This window comes from Pedobacter indicus (assembly GCF_003449035.1).
GTDB lineage: Bacteria > Bacteroidota > Bacteroidia > Sphingobacteriales > Sphingobacteriaceae > Albibacterium > Albibacterium indicum.
Genome location: NZ_QRGB01000001.1, coordinates 2,359,891 through 2,376,685, shown reverse-complemented (window position 1 = coordinate 2,376,685; position 16,795 = coordinate 2,359,891). Strand labels below are relative to the sequence as shown.

Annotated in this window: 14 protein-coding genes; 9 read left to right on the top strand and 5 right to left on the bottom strand. The window is 41.1% G+C overall.

Annotation, left to right across the window (positions count from 1 at the left end; genetic code table 11):
- The first annotated feature begins 304 nt into the window (after nt 1-304).
- The 8 genes from D3P12_RS10540 (at nt 305) to D3P12_RS10505 (ending at nt 10,695) form a co-directional block, all read left to right on the top strand.
- Nucleotides 305-2,590: a GH92 family glycosyl hydrolase gene (locus D3P12_RS10540; RefSeq protein WP_118197075.1), complete on the top strand. Its 2,286-nt coding sequence runs from the start codon at nt 305-307 to the stop codon at nt 2,588-2,590.
- A 93-nt stretch (nt 2,591-2,683) separates the two neighbouring features.
- Nucleotides 2,684-3,661 (top strand): formylglycine-generating enzyme family protein, encoded by a 978-nt coding sequence (locus D3P12_RS10535; protein WP_118195303.1) that lies wholly within the window; start codon nt 2,684-2,686, stop codon nt 3,659-3,661.
- An 89-nt stretch (nt 3,662-3,750) separates the two neighbouring features.
- Entirely contained in the window at nt 3,751-5,055 is a 1,305-nt protein-coding gene (locus D3P12_RS10530; RefSeq protein ID WP_118195301.1) for a Gfo/Idh/MocA family protein, read from the top strand.
- Between the two features lie 12 nt (nt 5,056-5,067).
- Complete coding sequence (locus tag D3P12_RS10525; protein WP_157970315.1) at nt 5,068-6,072, top strand: FAD:protein FMN transferase; 1,005 nt, start codon at nt 5,068-5,070, stop codon at nt 6,070-6,072.
- 16 nt (nt 6,073-6,088) lie between these two features.
- Nucleotides 6,089-7,012, top strand: a complete 924-nt coding sequence (locus D3P12_RS10520) for a hydroxypyruvate isomerase family protein (protein WP_118195298.1) — start codon at nt 6,089-6,091, stop codon at nt 7,010-7,012.
- 128 nt (nt 7,013-7,140) lie between these two features.
- Complete coding sequence (locus D3P12_RS10515) at nt 7,141-8,370, top strand: nucleoside permease (RefSeq protein ID WP_118195296.1); 1,230 nt, start codon at nt 7,141-7,143, stop codon at nt 8,368-8,370.
- Nucleotides 8,371-8,428: 58 nt separating this feature from the next.
- Nucleotides 8,429-10,108 (top strand): GMC oxidoreductase, encoded by a 1,680-nt coding sequence (locus D3P12_RS10510; RefSeq protein WP_118195294.1) that lies wholly within the window; start codon nt 8,429-8,431, stop codon nt 10,106-10,108.
- A gap of 17 nt (nt 10,109-10,125) precedes the next feature.
- Nucleotides 10,126-10,695: a gluconate 2-dehydrogenase subunit 3 family protein gene (locus D3P12_RS10505; protein WP_118195292.1), complete on the top strand. Its 570-nt coding sequence runs from the start codon at nt 10,126-10,128 to the stop codon at nt 10,693-10,695.
- A gap of 17 nt (nt 10,696-10,712) precedes the next feature.
- On the opposite strand, the gene D3P12_RS10500 is transcribed toward D3P12_RS10505, so the two are convergent.
- On the bottom strand, nt 10,713-12,824 hold the full coding sequence (locus D3P12_RS10500) for a heavy metal translocating P-type ATPase (RefSeq protein WP_118195290.1): 2,112 nt from the start codon (nt 12,822-12,824) through the stop codon (nt 10,713-10,715).
- A gap of 101 nt (nt 12,825-12,925) precedes the next feature.
- On the opposite strand from D3P12_RS10500, the gene D3P12_RS10495 reads away from it, so the two are divergent.
- On the top strand, nt 12,926-13,771 hold the full coding sequence (locus tag D3P12_RS10495) for a helix-turn-helix domain-containing protein (protein WP_118195289.1): 846 nt from the start codon (nt 12,926-12,928) through the stop codon (nt 13,769-13,771).
- Between the two features lie 9 nt (nt 13,772-13,780).
- Here D3P12_RS10495 and coaA read toward each other — a convergent pair whose 3' ends face one another.
- Genes coaA through D3P12_RS10475 form a run of 4 tightly spaced genes read right to left on the bottom strand, consistent with a single transcriptional unit; the run spans nt 13,781 to nt 16,767 of the window.
- Entirely contained in the window at nt 13,781-14,725 is a 945-nt protein-coding gene (gene coaA, locus D3P12_RS10490; RefSeq protein ID WP_118195287.1) for a type I pantothenate kinase, read from the bottom strand.
- A 1-nt stretch (nt 14,726) separates the two neighbouring features.
- On the bottom strand, nt 14,727-15,134 hold the full coding sequence (locus D3P12_RS10485; RefSeq protein ID WP_118195285.1) for an OsmC family protein: 408 nt from the start codon (nt 15,132-15,134) through the stop codon (nt 14,727-14,729).
- A gap of 12 nt (nt 15,135-15,146) precedes the next feature.
- Complete coding sequence (locus D3P12_RS10480) at nt 15,147-15,524, bottom strand: methylglyoxal synthase (RefSeq protein ID WP_118197074.1); 378 nt, start codon at nt 15,522-15,524, stop codon at nt 15,147-15,149.
- A gap of 10 nt (nt 15,525-15,534) precedes the next feature.
- Complete coding sequence (locus D3P12_RS10475) at nt 15,535-16,767, bottom strand: nucleoside recognition domain-containing protein (protein ID WP_118195283.1); 1,233 nt, start codon at nt 16,765-16,767, stop codon at nt 15,535-15,537.
- Nucleotides 16,768-16,795 lie beyond the last annotated feature (28 nt).

The window sequence follows — 16,795 nt, the reverse complement described above, 5'->3', positions numbered from 1 at the left end:
AATATTACATAAAACATTTGGCGAGGTGTGTTTTCTACACTATATTTGTAGCATCATAATTTAGGTTTATAATTGGTTAGTAAAGGTTCCCATTCTCCCCGTTTGGGAACCTTTAATTTTTAGGCACTTTCCCTTCAATTCTTAGATCCATCCTGTAGACCCTCCTGATTGTTTTTGGAATTCCTTGGTTCGTTTGTCTTTCGAGACCTTATATTTTTAATTTGTTGATTTCTTGCTAAATCGTTTTATAAAAAATATATTTGATGAGTTGAATTATAACCTTTACTAAAGATCTATGCAGACAATGAAATCTTTCTTTACATTTCTCCTACTATTTTTATGCTTCGGAGCATCGGCACAGTTTGTCGATAAAATCGAAGATCATGTCGAATGGGTCAACCCCTTAATGGGAACTGATTCCAAACCATCCATGTCAAACGGAAACACGTATCCCGCAGTTGGGGTGCCGTGGGGCATGAATCTATGGACTCCGCAAACCGGTAAAATGGGAGACGGTTGGACATATCAATACACGGCCGATAAAATTCGGGGTTTAAGACAAACCCATCAGCCTTCGCCATGGATGAATGATTACGGGCAGTTTGCGATTATGCCTGTAACAGGAGAATTAAAGTTTACAGAAGATGACCGGGCTAGCTGGTTTTCTCACAAAGCAGAAATATCAAAGCCGTACTACTATAGCGTTTACCTGGCAGATCATAATGTAACAGCGGAACTAACACCTACAGAACGAGCCGCACAGTTCAAATTTACGTTTCCTGAAGAAGATCATTCTTATGTAGTTATCGACGCATTCGACCGAGGTTCGTACGTAAAAGTTATCCCTGAGGAAAATAAAGTGATCGGTTACACTACACGCTACAGTCGTGGAAAACTAACCAACTTCAAGAATTATTTTGTAATTCAATTTGACAAAGCTTTCGACTTTACCGGAACTGCTGATACTGGCATCTATAAAGAAGGAAGATTGGAGTTGGAATCAGAACATGCGATTGCTGTTATTGGTTTCAAAACCAAGACGAACGAAGAAGTAAACGCCAAAGTCGCCTCGTCTTTTATCAGCTTTGACCAGGCAGAATTAAACTTAAAACGTGAGCTGGGGTCAGATGATTTTGCCACAACCAAAGCAAAAGCAAAAGAGCTGTGGAATGATCGGCTTTCGAAAATCGATGTTGAAGGGGGAACAATTGATCAGATCCGGACATTTTACTCAAGCATGTACCGTACGTTGTTTTTCCCAAATAAGCTATATGAGATTAATGAAAACGATGAGATTGTTCACTGGAGCCCGTATAATGGCGAGATCTTACCGGGTTACATGTTCGCAGGTACAGGTTTTTGGGATACTTTCAGAGCTTTATATCCATTCCTCAATTTGGTGTACCCTTCTATTAATAAAGAAATGCAGGAAGGGCTTATTAACGCTTATAAAGAAGGTGGTTTTCTTCCAGAATGGTCAAGTCCCGGCTTTGCAAATATTATGATCGGAAACAATTCAGCTTCTGTAGTGGCTGATGCTTATATTAAAGGCCTCCGTGGTTATGATATAGAAAAATTATATGAAGCACTCCTTCATGGCGCCAACAATGAAGGGCCAATGGATGCTGTTGGTAGAAGGGGAGCTCCATATTACAATGAATTGGGCTATGTTCCTTATGATGTCGGGATTAATGAAAATGCTGCCCGAACGCTCGAATATGCCTATGATGATTTCGCGATCTACCAATTAGCGAAAGCATTAAAAAGACCAAAAAAGGAGATCGAACTGTACGCTAAAAGAAGTCAGAACTTCCGCAACTTATTCGATCCGTCGACAGGCCTTATGCGCGGAAAGAATGAAGACGGTAAGTTTCAAGAGCCTTTTAATCCGTTCAAATGGGGTGACGCATTTACAGAGGGTAATAGCTGGCATTATACCTGGTCGGTATTCCATGATGTAGAAGGTTTAATTGGTTTAATGGGTGGGAAAGAAGAATTTGTAAAGAAATTAGACTCGGTTTTTACATTACCTCCAGTATTTGATGAAAGCTATTACGGTAGTGTTATTCATGAAATACGAGAAATGCAAGTGGCTAATATGGGCCAGTACGCACATGGTAACCAACCCATTCAGCACATGATTTATCTGTACAATTATGCAGGTACTCCTTGGAAAGCGCAGTATTGGGTCCGCGAAGTGTTGGATCGGATGTATCGGGCAACTCCTGATGGCTATTGCGGTGATGAAGATAATGGTCAGACTTCTGCATGGTATGTGTTTTCTGCATTGGGTTTCTATCCGGTTACACCAGCCACAGATCAGTATGTGATTGGGGCACCTTTATTTAAGAAAGCAACCATTACCTTAGAAGACGGAAAGAAAATCGTATTGAAGGCTGAAGAGAATAGTGACGCCAACAAATTTGTCGATGCTATACAAATAAATGGAAAAAGCTATGATAAAAACTGGTTTAATCATTTCGACCTTATAAAAGGGGTGGATATCGACTTTACGATGACCAGCGAACCCAATAAATCAAGAGGTACAAGTCAATCTTCGTTTCCATATTCATATTCAAATAACAAATAATACATAAATATGATCGTTTTATTTGCTTTTTGCTGAATTCATGCTAAATTAGATTTTTTAATACGCTATTTATTTTAGTTCACAGTGGAATTCATGAGGTATCTAAATATACTGTTATCTGTTGTATTTTTAACATCTATATCCCTAGCAAGCAAAGCTCAGCAAGAAGCAAATAAACTTGAAAACTATACGCAGAAAATTGACGGCACGAATCTGTCGTTTACCATGCAAGCCATCCCTGGTGGCAGTTTTACGATGGGTAGTGAAAATGGAAATTCAGATGAGAAGCCAACCCATCAAGTACAGTTAGATCCATTTTGGATGAGTACTTTTGAGGTTACTTGGGATCTTTTCGAGCCTTTTTTATATAAAGATTATGAATTGAGCAGCAGCACTGAACCTCTAACACCAGAGGTAGACGCCGTTACGCGCCCGACCAAACCATATTTAGATATGACCTTCGGCATGGGTAAACTGAATCACCCGGCTTTAGCGATGACCCATTATAGTGCGATCCAATTCTGTAAATGGATCTATGCACGAACGGGAGTTTTTTACCGACTGCCAACAGAAGCAGAATGGGAGTATGCAGCACGTGCAGGTTCATCTACTGAGTATTTCTTCGGAGAGAAAGCTGACGAGCTCGGAGAATACGCTTGGTTTAATGAAAACAGTGAAGAAAAAACACACGAGGTAGGTCAGAAGAAAGCGAATCCATGGGGGCTACATGACATGTATGGAAATGCTGCTGAATGGACCTATGATCAATATTACGAGGATTACAGTGCTTTCTCAGGACTGGACAACATAAATCCCATCGCCGAACCTACCGCCCTTTACCCACATAGCGTTCGCGGGGGTTCGTACTTGGATGAAGCGCAAGATTTAAGATCAGCTTCGCGCTTAGCATCTGATCCATCTTGGAAGCAAATAGACCCACAGATACCCAAAAGCAATTGGTGGTTTCCCGATGCACCGTTTGTCGGCATAAGGCTGGTTCGTCCAGCTGTTCAGCCTCCTAAAGAAGAAATCGAAGCCTATTATGACAAGGAGCCTATCCCTGATTTTTAGCAATTTGGCTTCCGTGGATGAGATTGCATCACAGTTTTACCAAGAGGAAACTAATTAATTTAACTTTATATAAATCTAAATATTAAAAGATGAAACAAGATCGACGTAGCTTTTTAAAGTCTTCAACTGTTATAGCTGGCGCTACAGCCATCGGAACAGCGCCATTGTCCAGTGCATTTGCATCAAACGACGATACCATTAAAATTGCTCTAATCGGCTGTGGTAACCGGGGAACCGGGGCGGCGGTGCAGGCTTTAAGTACAAAGCAGAATCTTAAATTAGTAGCGATGGCTGATGCTTTTCAAGATCGTCTTGACAGTAGCTATAAAATCTTGAAGCAAAAGTTTGCTGATAAAGTTGACGTTCCGGAAGATCGTCAATTTGTGGGTTTCGATGGCTACAAGCAGGCCATACCCTTGGCTGACGTGGTACTCTTGGTGACTCCTCCAGGATTCCGACCAATTCATTTTGAAGAAGCAATTAAACAGGGAAAGCATGCCTTTATAGAAAAACCTGTGGCGGTTGATGCGCCCGGAATTAGAAAAGTATTAGCTGCTGCCGAAGAAGCGAAGAAAAAGAAACTTAACGTTGTCGTTGGTTTACAGCGCCGCTATCAAGATAACTACAGAGAAACAATCCAGCGAATTCACGCAGGTGATATCGGGAAAGTTCATTCAGGACAAGTATATTGGAATAGTGGTGGGGTATGGGTAAAGCCTCGCGAAGAAGGTCAGACAGAAATGGAATACCAAATGCGCAATTGGTATTATTTCAATTGGCTTTGTGGTGATCATATTGTTGAACAACATGTACACCAGCTTGATGTTGCCAATTGGGTTCTAGGTGGTCATCCAGTTTCTGTTCAGGGAACTGGGAGTCGCGCATGGCGTACTGGCAAGGATTATGGTGAAATTTATGACAACCACGCTGTAGAGTTTACCTATGAAGATGGAGCTGTTATTTATAGTCAAAGCCGCCATTTTGAAGGAACATCAAACCGTGTAGACGAGACATTTCAGGCTACGGGGGGTAAAGTTTATCTATCAGCAAATAATAGCGGTATCTTGTGGGACAATAATGGCAAAGAACTATTCAGTCATCCTACAAAGAATAACAGAAACCCCTATCAAACGGAACACGATGAACTTTTTGAAGCTATCGCCAAAGGGGAGTTCAAATTTCAAGATGGTGAATATGGAGCGATAAGCACATTCACTGGTATCATTGGGCGTTTAGCTACCTATTCAGGAAAAGTTTTAAAATGGGACGAAGCATTAGCATCTGACATTAGCCTGATGCCAGATCAATTCAGCTGGGATGCACTACCGAAAGTCCTTCCAGACGAAAACGGCCTTTATCCTTACGCTCAGCCAGGAAAAACAAAAGTTATCTAAAGAACGATCTATGTGAAGCGATTGTTGTTTATACCCTTAATCATCATTTGTCTTGCAGTCCTATCTTTTCAGGACGCAAGGCAAATTAATTTTAAAATTCAGGGAGAAGCTCAAGGAACTACCTATCAAATTTCATACTATCACGACAAAGAACAAGTTACTAAATACCAGATCGATAGCATCCTTGAAGTAATCGATCAGTCGATGTCACTGTACAGGCCGAACTCATTGATATCGGAGATCAATCGTTCGAAAAAGGGAGTAATACTAGATTCTCATTTTTTATATGTAATGAAGCATGCCTTTAAAATTAACGAGGATACAGATGGCGCTTTCGATGTTACTGTCGAACCGCTTTTATCGGCATGGGGTTTTTCTTCTACGAAAACAGAGACACTGCCATCCAAAGAAACAATTGCAGAATTACTCCCTCTGGTTGGCATGGACAAAATAGCAATCAAAGGCAAGCGTCTGAAAAAAAAACATCCCGATGTATCCATCAATGTTAACGGCATTGCTCAAGGATATACGGTAGACGTATTAGCGAACTTCTTAAAAAGTCAGAATATCAGTAGCTTCTTTATTGAACTCGGAGGCGAGATTAAAGCAGAAGGCCGTAAACCTGATGGTTCACAATTTACGATCGGAGTAGAGGGTCCTGTTAATTCCTCCGGGCGTGTTTCTATTAAACACTTAGCCTATCTGAATAATAAAGCAATCACCACGTCTGGAGGCTACAATCAGTTTATCGAGAAAGATGGTAAAAAATATATCCACATATTAGATCCCAAAACGGGCTTTCCCGTAGAAAGTGATATTCTTTCGGTGACCATACTCGCAGACGACGCAATTACCGCTGATGGTTATGACAATGCAGTTATGGCTATGGGAATGTCACATGCAATGGAATTCCTTCAACAGCGGCCGGCAATCGATGGGTATATCGTGTATCAAAGGCCAGATGGGACGGTCTTGGATACTATGACCAACGGTTTTAAAACAATCATTAAAAACTAATCAATAATTATTTATTATGAAGAGAGGAAAATTTATTCAGAACAGTATACTGGCGGCAGGCGCCGTAGTTTCCGGATCGGGTATCCCCGCATTTGGGTCAGAGCGGAAAAAATCGACGACTCAAAACAACCAACCTTTCAAAATGAATTATGCACCTCATCAAGGTCAGTTTCAAAACCATGCCGGGAAATCCTTTGTTGATCAAATACAGTTTATGTACGATCAAGGCTTCCGTGCTATCGAAGACAACGGCTATCTCAAAAGGTCGGTAGAGGAGCAGGAAGCTATTGGCAATAAACTCGCTAAATTAGGTATGACCATGGGGGTATTCGTTGTAGATGGCGGAGATAACTGGAAAACCTCATTGACTACCGGAAAGCAAGAGTTTCACGACAATTTTATAAAAACCTGCCACCAATGTGTTGAAGCTGCGAAACGGTGTAACGCAAAATGGCTGACAGTCGTACCCGGATTTTTTGACCGTTCGCAACCCTTGGGAATTCAAACCTCTAATGTGATCAATAGTCTGCGCTATGCTGCAGAGATATTTGAACCAGAAGGGCTGGTTATGGTGATTGAAACACTTAGTGATACACCTGATCTATTACTTCAAAAAACTAATGAAACCTACTTAGTTTGCAAAGCAGTAGATAGTCCATCATGTAAAATTCTATATGATTTCTACCATATGCAGAGGAACGAAGGGGATTTATTAAAAACAATCGATCGTTGCTGGGATGAAATTGCCTATTTTCAAATCGGTGACAATCCGGGAAGGAAGGAGCCAGGAACTGGTGAGATTAATTATAAGAATGCTATGAAGCACCTCTATGATAAAGGTTTCAAGGGGATTATGGGTATGGAACACGGACTAGCAGGTTCAGGAAAAGAAGGTGAACTCAAACTTATTGAGGCCTATCGGGAAATCGATAATTTCTAACGCTTCACGCTACAAATAAACTGAGACTATAGGTTTTCATAAAATAATCACTTACATTTAATGCGCGTTTATTCTAAAGAGCAAAAAACGATCACTTAATATATTTAACATTTAACCAAAAAGATAATATGAACGCTGGCATACGCTTTAAACTGTCATTCATGATGTTCCTCGAATTTTTTGTTTGGGGAGGCTGGTTTGTAACACTGGGAACATTCTTAAGTCAAAATCTACAGGCATCAGGACCGGAAACCGCAAACGTTTTTTCGACACAATCTTGGGGGGCAATCATTGCTCCATTTATCATCGGACTCATCGCTGACAGGTATTTTAATGCCGAGCGTATATTAGGTGTATTGCACATCGTTGGTGCTATATTAATGTATCAAATGTATACAGCGCCTGATGTGTCTGTCTTTTTTCCTTATGCTTTGGGTTATATGATTATCTACATGCCAACCCTGGCATTGGTAAACTCCATCTCGTTCCGTCAAATGGATAATCCAGAAAAAAACTTTTCCGCGATACGGGTATGGGGTACAATTGGTTGGATTGCTGCTGGTTTGGCGATCAGCTATATTTTCCAATGGGATTCACAACCGGGAGCATTAAAATACACATTCCTTATGGCTGGAGTTGGTTCCCTAATCTTGGGGCTTTTCAGTTTTATATTACCTAAAACACCCCCTATCAAAAAGAACTCGGAGGAAAAAAGCACAATTTCGGAAATTTTAGGTCTGGATGCGATGAAACTCCTAAAGGATCGAAATTTTCTTATATTTTTTATTTCGTCTATATTAATTTGTATCCCACTTGCTTTTTATTATCAAAATGCGAACTTATTTCTAAATGAAATCGGGATGGAAAACCCTACCGGGAAAATGACGATAGGTCAAATTTCTGAAGCGTTATTTTTATTATTGTTACCTCTGTTCTTCACAAAATTCGGATTTAAGAAGACAATTTTAATAGGTATGTTAGCATGGGTGATCCGCTATGTGCTATTTGCTTATGGAAATGTAAACGAACTGTCCTACATGTTAATTATTGGTATCGCACTTCACGGTGTGTGCTATGACTTTTTCTTTGTATCTGGACAAATCTATACTGATTCTAAAGCTGGCGAAAAGTATAAAAGCTCGGCTCAAGGTCTGATTACACTTGCTACCTATGGTATCGGACAGCTGATTGGCTTTCAGGTAGCAGGGGTCGTTAGCGAACATTACCAAGGTCTGGCTACCGCTGAGTTTTGGCACAGCGTATGGCTAATTCCAGCTGCTATAGCCGGTGCCGTGTTCCTGATCTTCCTGATCTCCTTTAGAAATGAAAAAACAGAAGCTCCGGTACTCGAGCAGTAATGCTTGCGTAGCGGATGCTACTATATAATACAAAACAAAAAACAAAATAAACAAGATTATGGCAGAGAACACTTATGATGCAATCGTAATCGGATCCGGAATCAGCGGCGGATGGGCTGCCAAGGAATTAACTGAGAAAGGATTAAAAACGATTGTATTGGAAAGAGGGTGGAATGTTGAACACATTAAAGATTACCAAAACAACACCAAAGACCCATGGGAGTTTCCACATCGTGGAGGCCGTACCCAAGAAATGATTGAAAATTACCCTGTTTTAAAAAGAGATTACCCTCTTAATGAGAAGAATCTTAAATTTTGGGTAAATGAACAAGAAAGTCCGTATACAGAAGTTAAGCGATTCGACTGGTACCGTGGTTATCAGGTAGGAGGGCGTTCTTTAACATGGGGGCGCCAAAGCTACCGATGGAGTGATCTTGACTTTGAAGGAAACGCCAAAGATGGTATCGCAATCGACTGGCCATTACGTTATAAAGATATCGCACCATGGTATAGTTATGCGGAAAAATTTGCAGGAATCAGTGGGAATAAAGATGGCTTGTCAGTATTGCCTGACGGCGACTTCATGCCTCCGATGGAAATGAACGTGGTCGAAAAGCATGTATCTGCGCGGATAAAAGAACACTACAAGAACCAAAGACATATGATTATTGGTCGTGTAGCGAACATCACCGTGCCACATCATGACCGTACCAATTGTCAGTACCAAAACAAATGTTGGTTAGGATGTAATTTTGGAGGCTATTTCAGCTCGAATTCAGCGACATTACCAGCTGCGGCAAAAACTGGAAATCTGACCGTTCGTCCTTTCTCTATCGTGACCCAAATATTGTACGATAAGGACACAAAAAAAGCGACCGGTGTAGAAATTATTGATGCTGAAACAAATCAGACCTATACCTTCAATGCGAAAGTAGTCTTTGTTTGCGCTTCTGCGTTTAATTCAGCCTGGGTACTGATGAATTCCGCAACCGATGTATGGGAGGGCGGCTTAGGTAGCAGTAGTGGCGAATTGGGGCACAATGTAATGGATCATCATTTCCGTCTGGGAGCAAGCGGCCGTATCGAAGGCTATGAAGACAAATATTATTATGGATCCCGACCGAACGGTATTTATATCCCCCGTTTTCAAAACGTAGGAGACGATAAACGTGATTATTTAAGAGGTTTTGGATACCAGGGATCTGCCAGCAGATCAGGTTGGTCCAGAAACATCGCTGAGTTAAATATAGGTGGAGAGTTTAAAGATGCATTGAGCGAACCGGGCGACTGGTCGATCGGCATCACCGCTTTCGGTGAGATTTTACCAGATCATAGTAACAAGATCACGCTAGACAAAGAGAAAAAAGACAAATGGGGACTTCCTGTTTTAGCGATGGACTGCGAACTGAAAGAAAATGAGCTGAAAATGCGGAAAGACATGACCGCAGAAGCAAAAGAAATGCTCGAAAGTGCGGGTGCTGTTGACGTGAACACTTGGGATTCAGGTTACGCATTCGGTCAGGGAATCCACGAAATGGGGACTGCCCGAATGGGACATGATCCTAAAACGTCGGTTTTAAACAAGCATAACCAAGTGTGGGATGCACTAAACGTATTTGTTACTGACGGTGCTTGTATGACGTCGGCGGCAGCAGTTAACCCATCACTTACTTATATGGCCTTAACAGCCCGTGCGGTTGACTATGCTGTAAGTGAGTTGAAAAAACAAAACCTTTAATTTTTTAATACAAAGACATGAACAGAAGAGAAGCAATCAATAGAGTCGCATGGATCTTTGGCGGTACCATCATCGGTGGTCAATTATTTTTAGAAGGTTGTACCCGACCAGCTTCAACTGATGATGTAGCTGGTTTATTTGAGGAAGATCGGATTAATCTTCTAGGTGATATCGCCGATACGATCCTTCCGCCTACGAGCTCGCCCGGAGCAAAAGAAGCAGGAGTAGGGGAGTTTATGCCCGTTATGGTACGTGACTGTTACACAGAAGAGGATCAGAAAATCTTTGTAGAAGGCTTGGGCAAATTGGAAGAGTCAGCAAATAAAAAATACAAAAAGAATTTTCAACAGCTTAGTCTTGAAGAACGTACTGCATTGCTAGTCGAGTTGGATGCCGAGCAAAATGAATATCATAGCGCCAAGGAGGCGGAAGAACCAAATCATTATTTCCGGATGATAAAGCAATTAACCTTGCTTGGCTTTTTCACATCAGAGTTGGGGGCAACCAAAGCCTTGCGCTACAACCCGATCCCCGGACGCTATGATGGTAACTACCCCTATAAAAAGGGAGATAAAGCATGGGCTTAACCACGTTTCTTGATCGGCTAATCTAATTTTTTGATTTTTAGCCTCAAGGAATTTCCGATTACAACAACATCGGAGCAAGCCATCGCCAAGGCGGCAAGCATCGGACCTAAATATCCTAATGCTGCTAACGGAATGGCAAAGATGTTATAGAAGAATGCCCAAAATAGATTTTGCTTGATAGTGATCAGCGTATGTTTACCCACTTTTAAGAGTGTGATAACCGAATTAAGATCATTATTAAGCAAAATTACTTTTGCTGATTGGATAGCTACCTGACTGGCGTTCCCCAAAGAAATACCGACGTCAGCAGTTGTCAAAGCAGGTGCATCGTTAATACCATCGCCCACCATCGCTGTGGTACCTTTTCGTTTAAAGGAGTCAATAATTTCTAACTTCTCTTCAGGGAGTTTCTCTGAATAAACCTGGTCAATACCCAACTTCTTGGCAACTGATTCACATTTCTCCTTTCGATCGCCGCTCAGTAGCACAGGCGTAATTTTCCTTTCTTTAAGGAGATCTATCAAGTTTTTAGCTTCAGCTTTCAGCTCATCCTCAATCGCAATCTTACAAACCAGTTTGTCATTTTTCTTCAGGAAGACATCATACTGCCGGCTATCAGTTAACTTTTTGTCCGTTAAGATTTTTTTTGAACCGATTTCATAACGGTTATGTTCACTATCAACCGCTTTGATACCCATTCCCTTTATTTCATTTACTTCCGTTAGAATAATTCTATTCTTTATGTTATCATTTTGAAACGCAGAAATGAGTGATTTCGCGATCGGGTGATTTGAATAGGATTCAAGTGTGCTCACCAACGCCCTTGCTTCCTCAATTTCCATATCCACAACCTGTATATCCCGAACGGCAAAATCGCCAGTGGTTAATGTACCGGTTTTGTCGAATACCATATATTGAAGATTTGCCATTTCTTCCACTGTTGCTCCCCCTTTAATCAGAACACCTTTTTTAGCACCTCGCCCCAGTCCGACCATCACTGCCGTTGGTGTTGCGAGGCCCATTGCACAGGGACATGATATAACCAATACTGCAATCGACCGCATAATTGATTCGCCTAGCCGAATATCAAACACGAAGTAAGACAGGATAAAAGTCAGCAGAGCGATACTAACCACAACCGGGACAAAAATTGCTGCTACCCGATCGCCCAAACGTTGGATGGGCGGCTTCGAACTCTGTGCTCGTTTCATGATCTCGATGATCTGTGAAAGTACAGAATGTTTGCCCACTTTTGTCGCGGAAATCTTAATACTACCTTGTTCAACAATCGTTCCCCCGATTACCGAATCGTATTTGTTCTTTTCCACCGGAACGCTTTCTCCGGTTAGCAGAGATTCATTAACCGATGCACTGCCCCAGATAACATCACCGTCGGCAGGTATTTTTTCCCCGGTATTAACTAATAGGATATCGCCACTTTTAATTGACCGTGAATCAATTATTTCTTGTTGATCACCATTCAGACGCACTGCTTTCACCTGTTGATATTTTAGCAAATCTTTGATCGCTGAAGTCGTTTGTGATACAGATCGTTTTTCAAAAACATTTCCAAGTAAAACCAGCGTAATAATAACTGCCGTGGTTTCGTAGAACATGTAATCAGGTCCCAAATTTAGAATAGTGCCGGTCAAACTATAGATAAAAGCGGACGTAAATCCAATAAAGATCAGAACATCCATATTGGGCACACCGCCGCGTAATGAGTTAAACGCACTTTTTCCAAAATAGGTCAGTCCCAAGATAAAAACCGGTACACAAAGTGCCAATTGCACATAAGGGTTATGCAGCCAACTGAATGGCAAAAACATATGAGAAAATAAGGGGATAGTAAAAATCAGGCTAAAGAAGAATTTATTTTCTACTTTATCAAAAAAACGTTCTCGGGGAACTTCTTCATGTTCATATACTTTAAACCCAAGACCTTCAATATCCTTAATAATTCCGGGCAGATTCATGTCCTCTGCGTTCGAAAACTTGACTTCTTCATTTGCAAAATCAACATGTATATCCTTTAGGCCCTTTTTCTCCAATATTTTATGGACGGAGAGTGCACAGTTATTACAATGCATCCCCGTGACGTTCAATTCAACTAAATTTGTTTCACTCATAGCAGACTATTAACGATATCAAATTTACATGACTATTAGGTTGAAAAAGATGATAAAGTCAGGAATAAATAGTACTTTTCAAGGATTATCCTTTTGAAGCCATGGAAAAAGCAAAGATACCTATTCATAAAAGCGAAAGTGATATACGCAGTCCGGAAGATTTTTTTAATATGCAGTGGATTGATCTGAATATCGAATCGCTTGAGAAGATTGAAAGTCCGCACCGCCATGACTACTACAGCATTTATTTTCTTGTATCAGGAGAAACCCTTCAGTTTATAGATTTCCATGAATACAAGGTACAAGCGAATGCTCTGATCGTCATGCGTCCCGAACAGATTCATTTTCATGTGCGGGCAACAAACGCCAAGTTGCTTCGGATTAAATTCAAAGAACAATTTCTATTACGCTTTCAAATAGGGAGACATAATTGGCAAGATATCTTTAGTACGGATGTTATCCAGGTCGATGAGGCAAGTATGAAAAACTTCTTAAGCTTCATTCAACTATTGGAAGCTGAGATCAATTCCGATCTGGAAAGCAAGGATATCCAAGCTAAGTTATTCAGTGCCTTACTTGACAAGATTTCCCTTTTTATGAATATGGACGAATCGCCCAACAGTAGTAAGTATACCAGTATCTATAAACGCTTCAAGCAGCTGGTTATTCAGCACGCCCTCTCGGAAGTCAAAGTTACAGATTACGCAAAACGGCTTTTTCTATCAGCGGGTCATCTCAACGATGTAGTAAAAGAGGTTACAGGAAAAAACGCAAAACATATTATTAACGAGCAACGGATCCTAGAAGCAAAGCGGTTACTTTACTGGACAGATGTGCCAATTGGCGAGGTCGCTTATAAAACCGGGTTCGAAGATCCGGCTTATTTCACCCGTTTCTTTAAAAAATATACAGGCTTGCTCCCAAGTGAATTTCAGAAAAAACTTTAACCAACCGTCTTAGACCTTCTTGAATTTAATTTGCTTAATGGAATGGTCGATATCCTTTTCAAGGATTAGATTAGCTCGATATCGGGTCGGAAGGATATTTTTAATCAGGTTCGGACCATTAATCTCTTTCCAGATATTTCTAGCGAAATCTACTGCATCCTCGTGATTCAGGTTGGCATACTTATGAAAGTATGACTCTTTATGCTGAAAGGCTGTCTCCTTTAGGTTGAGAAAGCGGTCGACATACCAGTTTATCAAATTTTTCTCCGTAGAATGCACATAAATAGAAAAGTCGAAGAAGTCAGAAACGAATATCCGGGGACCCCTATACTGTTTTTTTAGATTAACCTGTAGTACGTTAATGCCCTCGATAATAACAATATCCGGAGAATCAACCACTTGTTCCGCACCTTCAATGATATCGTATTCCAGATGCGAGTACACAGGTGCGCTTACCTTTTCTTTGCCAGATTTAATTTCCGATAAAAAACGAATCAACTGCTTGGTATCATAACTCACCGGAAACCCCTTTTTATTCATAATTCCCCTTGCTTCCAGCACATGATTCGGATAGAGAAATCCATCCGTAGTCACCAAGTCGACTCTTGGCTTCCCAGGCGACAGCGATAGCACTTTCTGAAGCACACGCGCGGTAGTACTTTTACCAGCCGCAACACTACCCGCAATACCGATAATAAAAGGGAGTTTACGTGACCCATCCTTTAAAAAAGCATTCGCTCGTTGGTGAAGCTGTTCCGCTTCTTCAATGTGAATATTTAACAGATGACTGAGGGGAAAATAAATATCCTGAATCTCAGTTAAGGTCAGTGGCTCGTTTAATGCGTTCAGGGAACTTACATCCTCATGTGACAGATTATAAGCTATCGAACCATTTAACTCCCTCCATCGTGGCCGATCAATCGTTATAAACGGTGAGTATTGGTCATAACTCATTTTACTTCTGAATTAAAGTGGAATTGATGACAATTGGGTTCTGTAATAACTTATGTGTCGGACACTTGTCTGCTATTTTAATGATCCTAGCGCGTTGTTCGTCATCTAAGTCACCTATGAGCTCAATATTGGCATTGATATACGTGGTTTGCTGACCCGAGCTTACTTGTACCTCAAGATCCATCTCCAGGTGCACTTCCTCCAGCGGCCATTCTTTTCGGTCAGCATACATCCGCATCGTAATAGCCTTGCATGCGGCCAATGACGACAAAATCAATTCAAATGGAGCAAAACCTAAATCTTTACCACCCAAATCCTCAGGCTCATCCGCAATAAGCTGATTGCGATCATTTGTGATCTCCGTTTTATAATTATCCCGGCCAAGCTTGGCACTAATCCTATATCTCATAAAGTATGAACGTTAAATGGAAGCTTCCTGTTGTAAACCTAACAAAATCAATCTCGCTGTAGCTGGGTTTGTTGCCAAAGCGACATCATGCACATCGCAAATCCTCATCAACATTTGTATATCGGGTTCATGAGGGTGCATGCCTAACGGATCTCTAAAGAAAAGGATGCTACTTAATAAGCCTTCTGCTGCCATCGCTGCGATTTGTGCATCGCCACCTTTTGGCCCGCTTAATTTACAGTCAACCTCCAAGCCGGTTTCCGCGATTCGTTTTCCCGTAGTTCCTGTAGCTACAATTCTATAAGCCTTCAGTTCATCTTGATGCTCTTTGACAAATTCAATCATCTCAGGTTTCTTTCCATCATGTGCAATGAGTGCAATAGTTTTCATATCATTCAATTTATCCAAAAAATATGTAGGCGACTATGATAGCAGCAATGATACCTGCTAACTCGGCCAACAGGGCGCATGGCAATGTATGTCGCGTATTCTTGATCGCGACAGATCCATAATAAACCGCAAGCACATAAAAAGTAGTCTCAGTAGAACCCTGAATTACGCAGGCTACCAATGATGCAAAATCATCCGCACCGCGCACGTTCATCAGCTCGATCATTAATCCCCTTGCGCCACTTCCGCTTAAAGGTTTCATGAATGCTACCGGAAGTGCTTCCACAAAGCGTGTGTCAGCACCAAACCAAGAAACAACAGAGCTTACACCATCGACCAAATAATCCATCACTCCGGCTTCCCGGAAAACTCCAATCGCAACCAGTATCCCAACCAAATAAGGGATGATTTTAATTGCAACATCAAAACCTTCTTTAGCGCCCTCGATAAAGTTTTCATAAACATTGACCTTTTTAAACATCGCCAGGCCAATAAATGAGACAATAATACCGAATAAAATCACGTTTCCACCAATCATGGAAATTTCTGAAACCTTCTCCTGAGGCAGCGTTGTAAAGTAAAAAAGGAGGCCACCGATAAACAAAGCAATACCCCCGAGATAAGCTAAAACCACTTTGTTAAAAAGATTGATCCGCTGGTAGATCGCAACGATTATCAGACCCACAAAAGTCGAGAAAAACGTAGCTATTAAAATGGGAATAAAAACGTCGGAAGGGTCTGCAGCTCCAGCCTCTTTCCTATATGCCATAATACTGATTGGCAAGAGCGTCAAACTTGACGCATTCAGGACCAGAAACATAATCTGGGCATTGGTGGCGGTATCTTTTTTCGGATTCAGTTCTTGCAGCTCTTTCATTGCCTTCAGTCCGAGAGGCGTTGCTGCATTATCTAGACCCAACATATTTGCAGAGAAGTTCATCAAGACGGAACCCAGCGCCGGGTGATTCTTAGGCACTTCTGGAAATAATTTATTAAAGAATGGACCTACTGCTCTGGCGAATAATTGAATCATGCCGCCTTTCTCGCCGATCTTCATAATGCCTAACCAAAAAGCCATCAGACCAATCAATCCTAAAGAAATCTCTGCCGCTGTTTTAGCACTATCAAACGTACCGCTGATTATACGTTGAAAAATCTCTACATCACCTAAAAAAATCAGCTTAAATAAAGCAACTAAAAAAGCAATGAGAAAAAAGGATATCCAGACGTAATTTAAAGCCATAAAAGAGGATTGCTACGGTAAAAGTAAG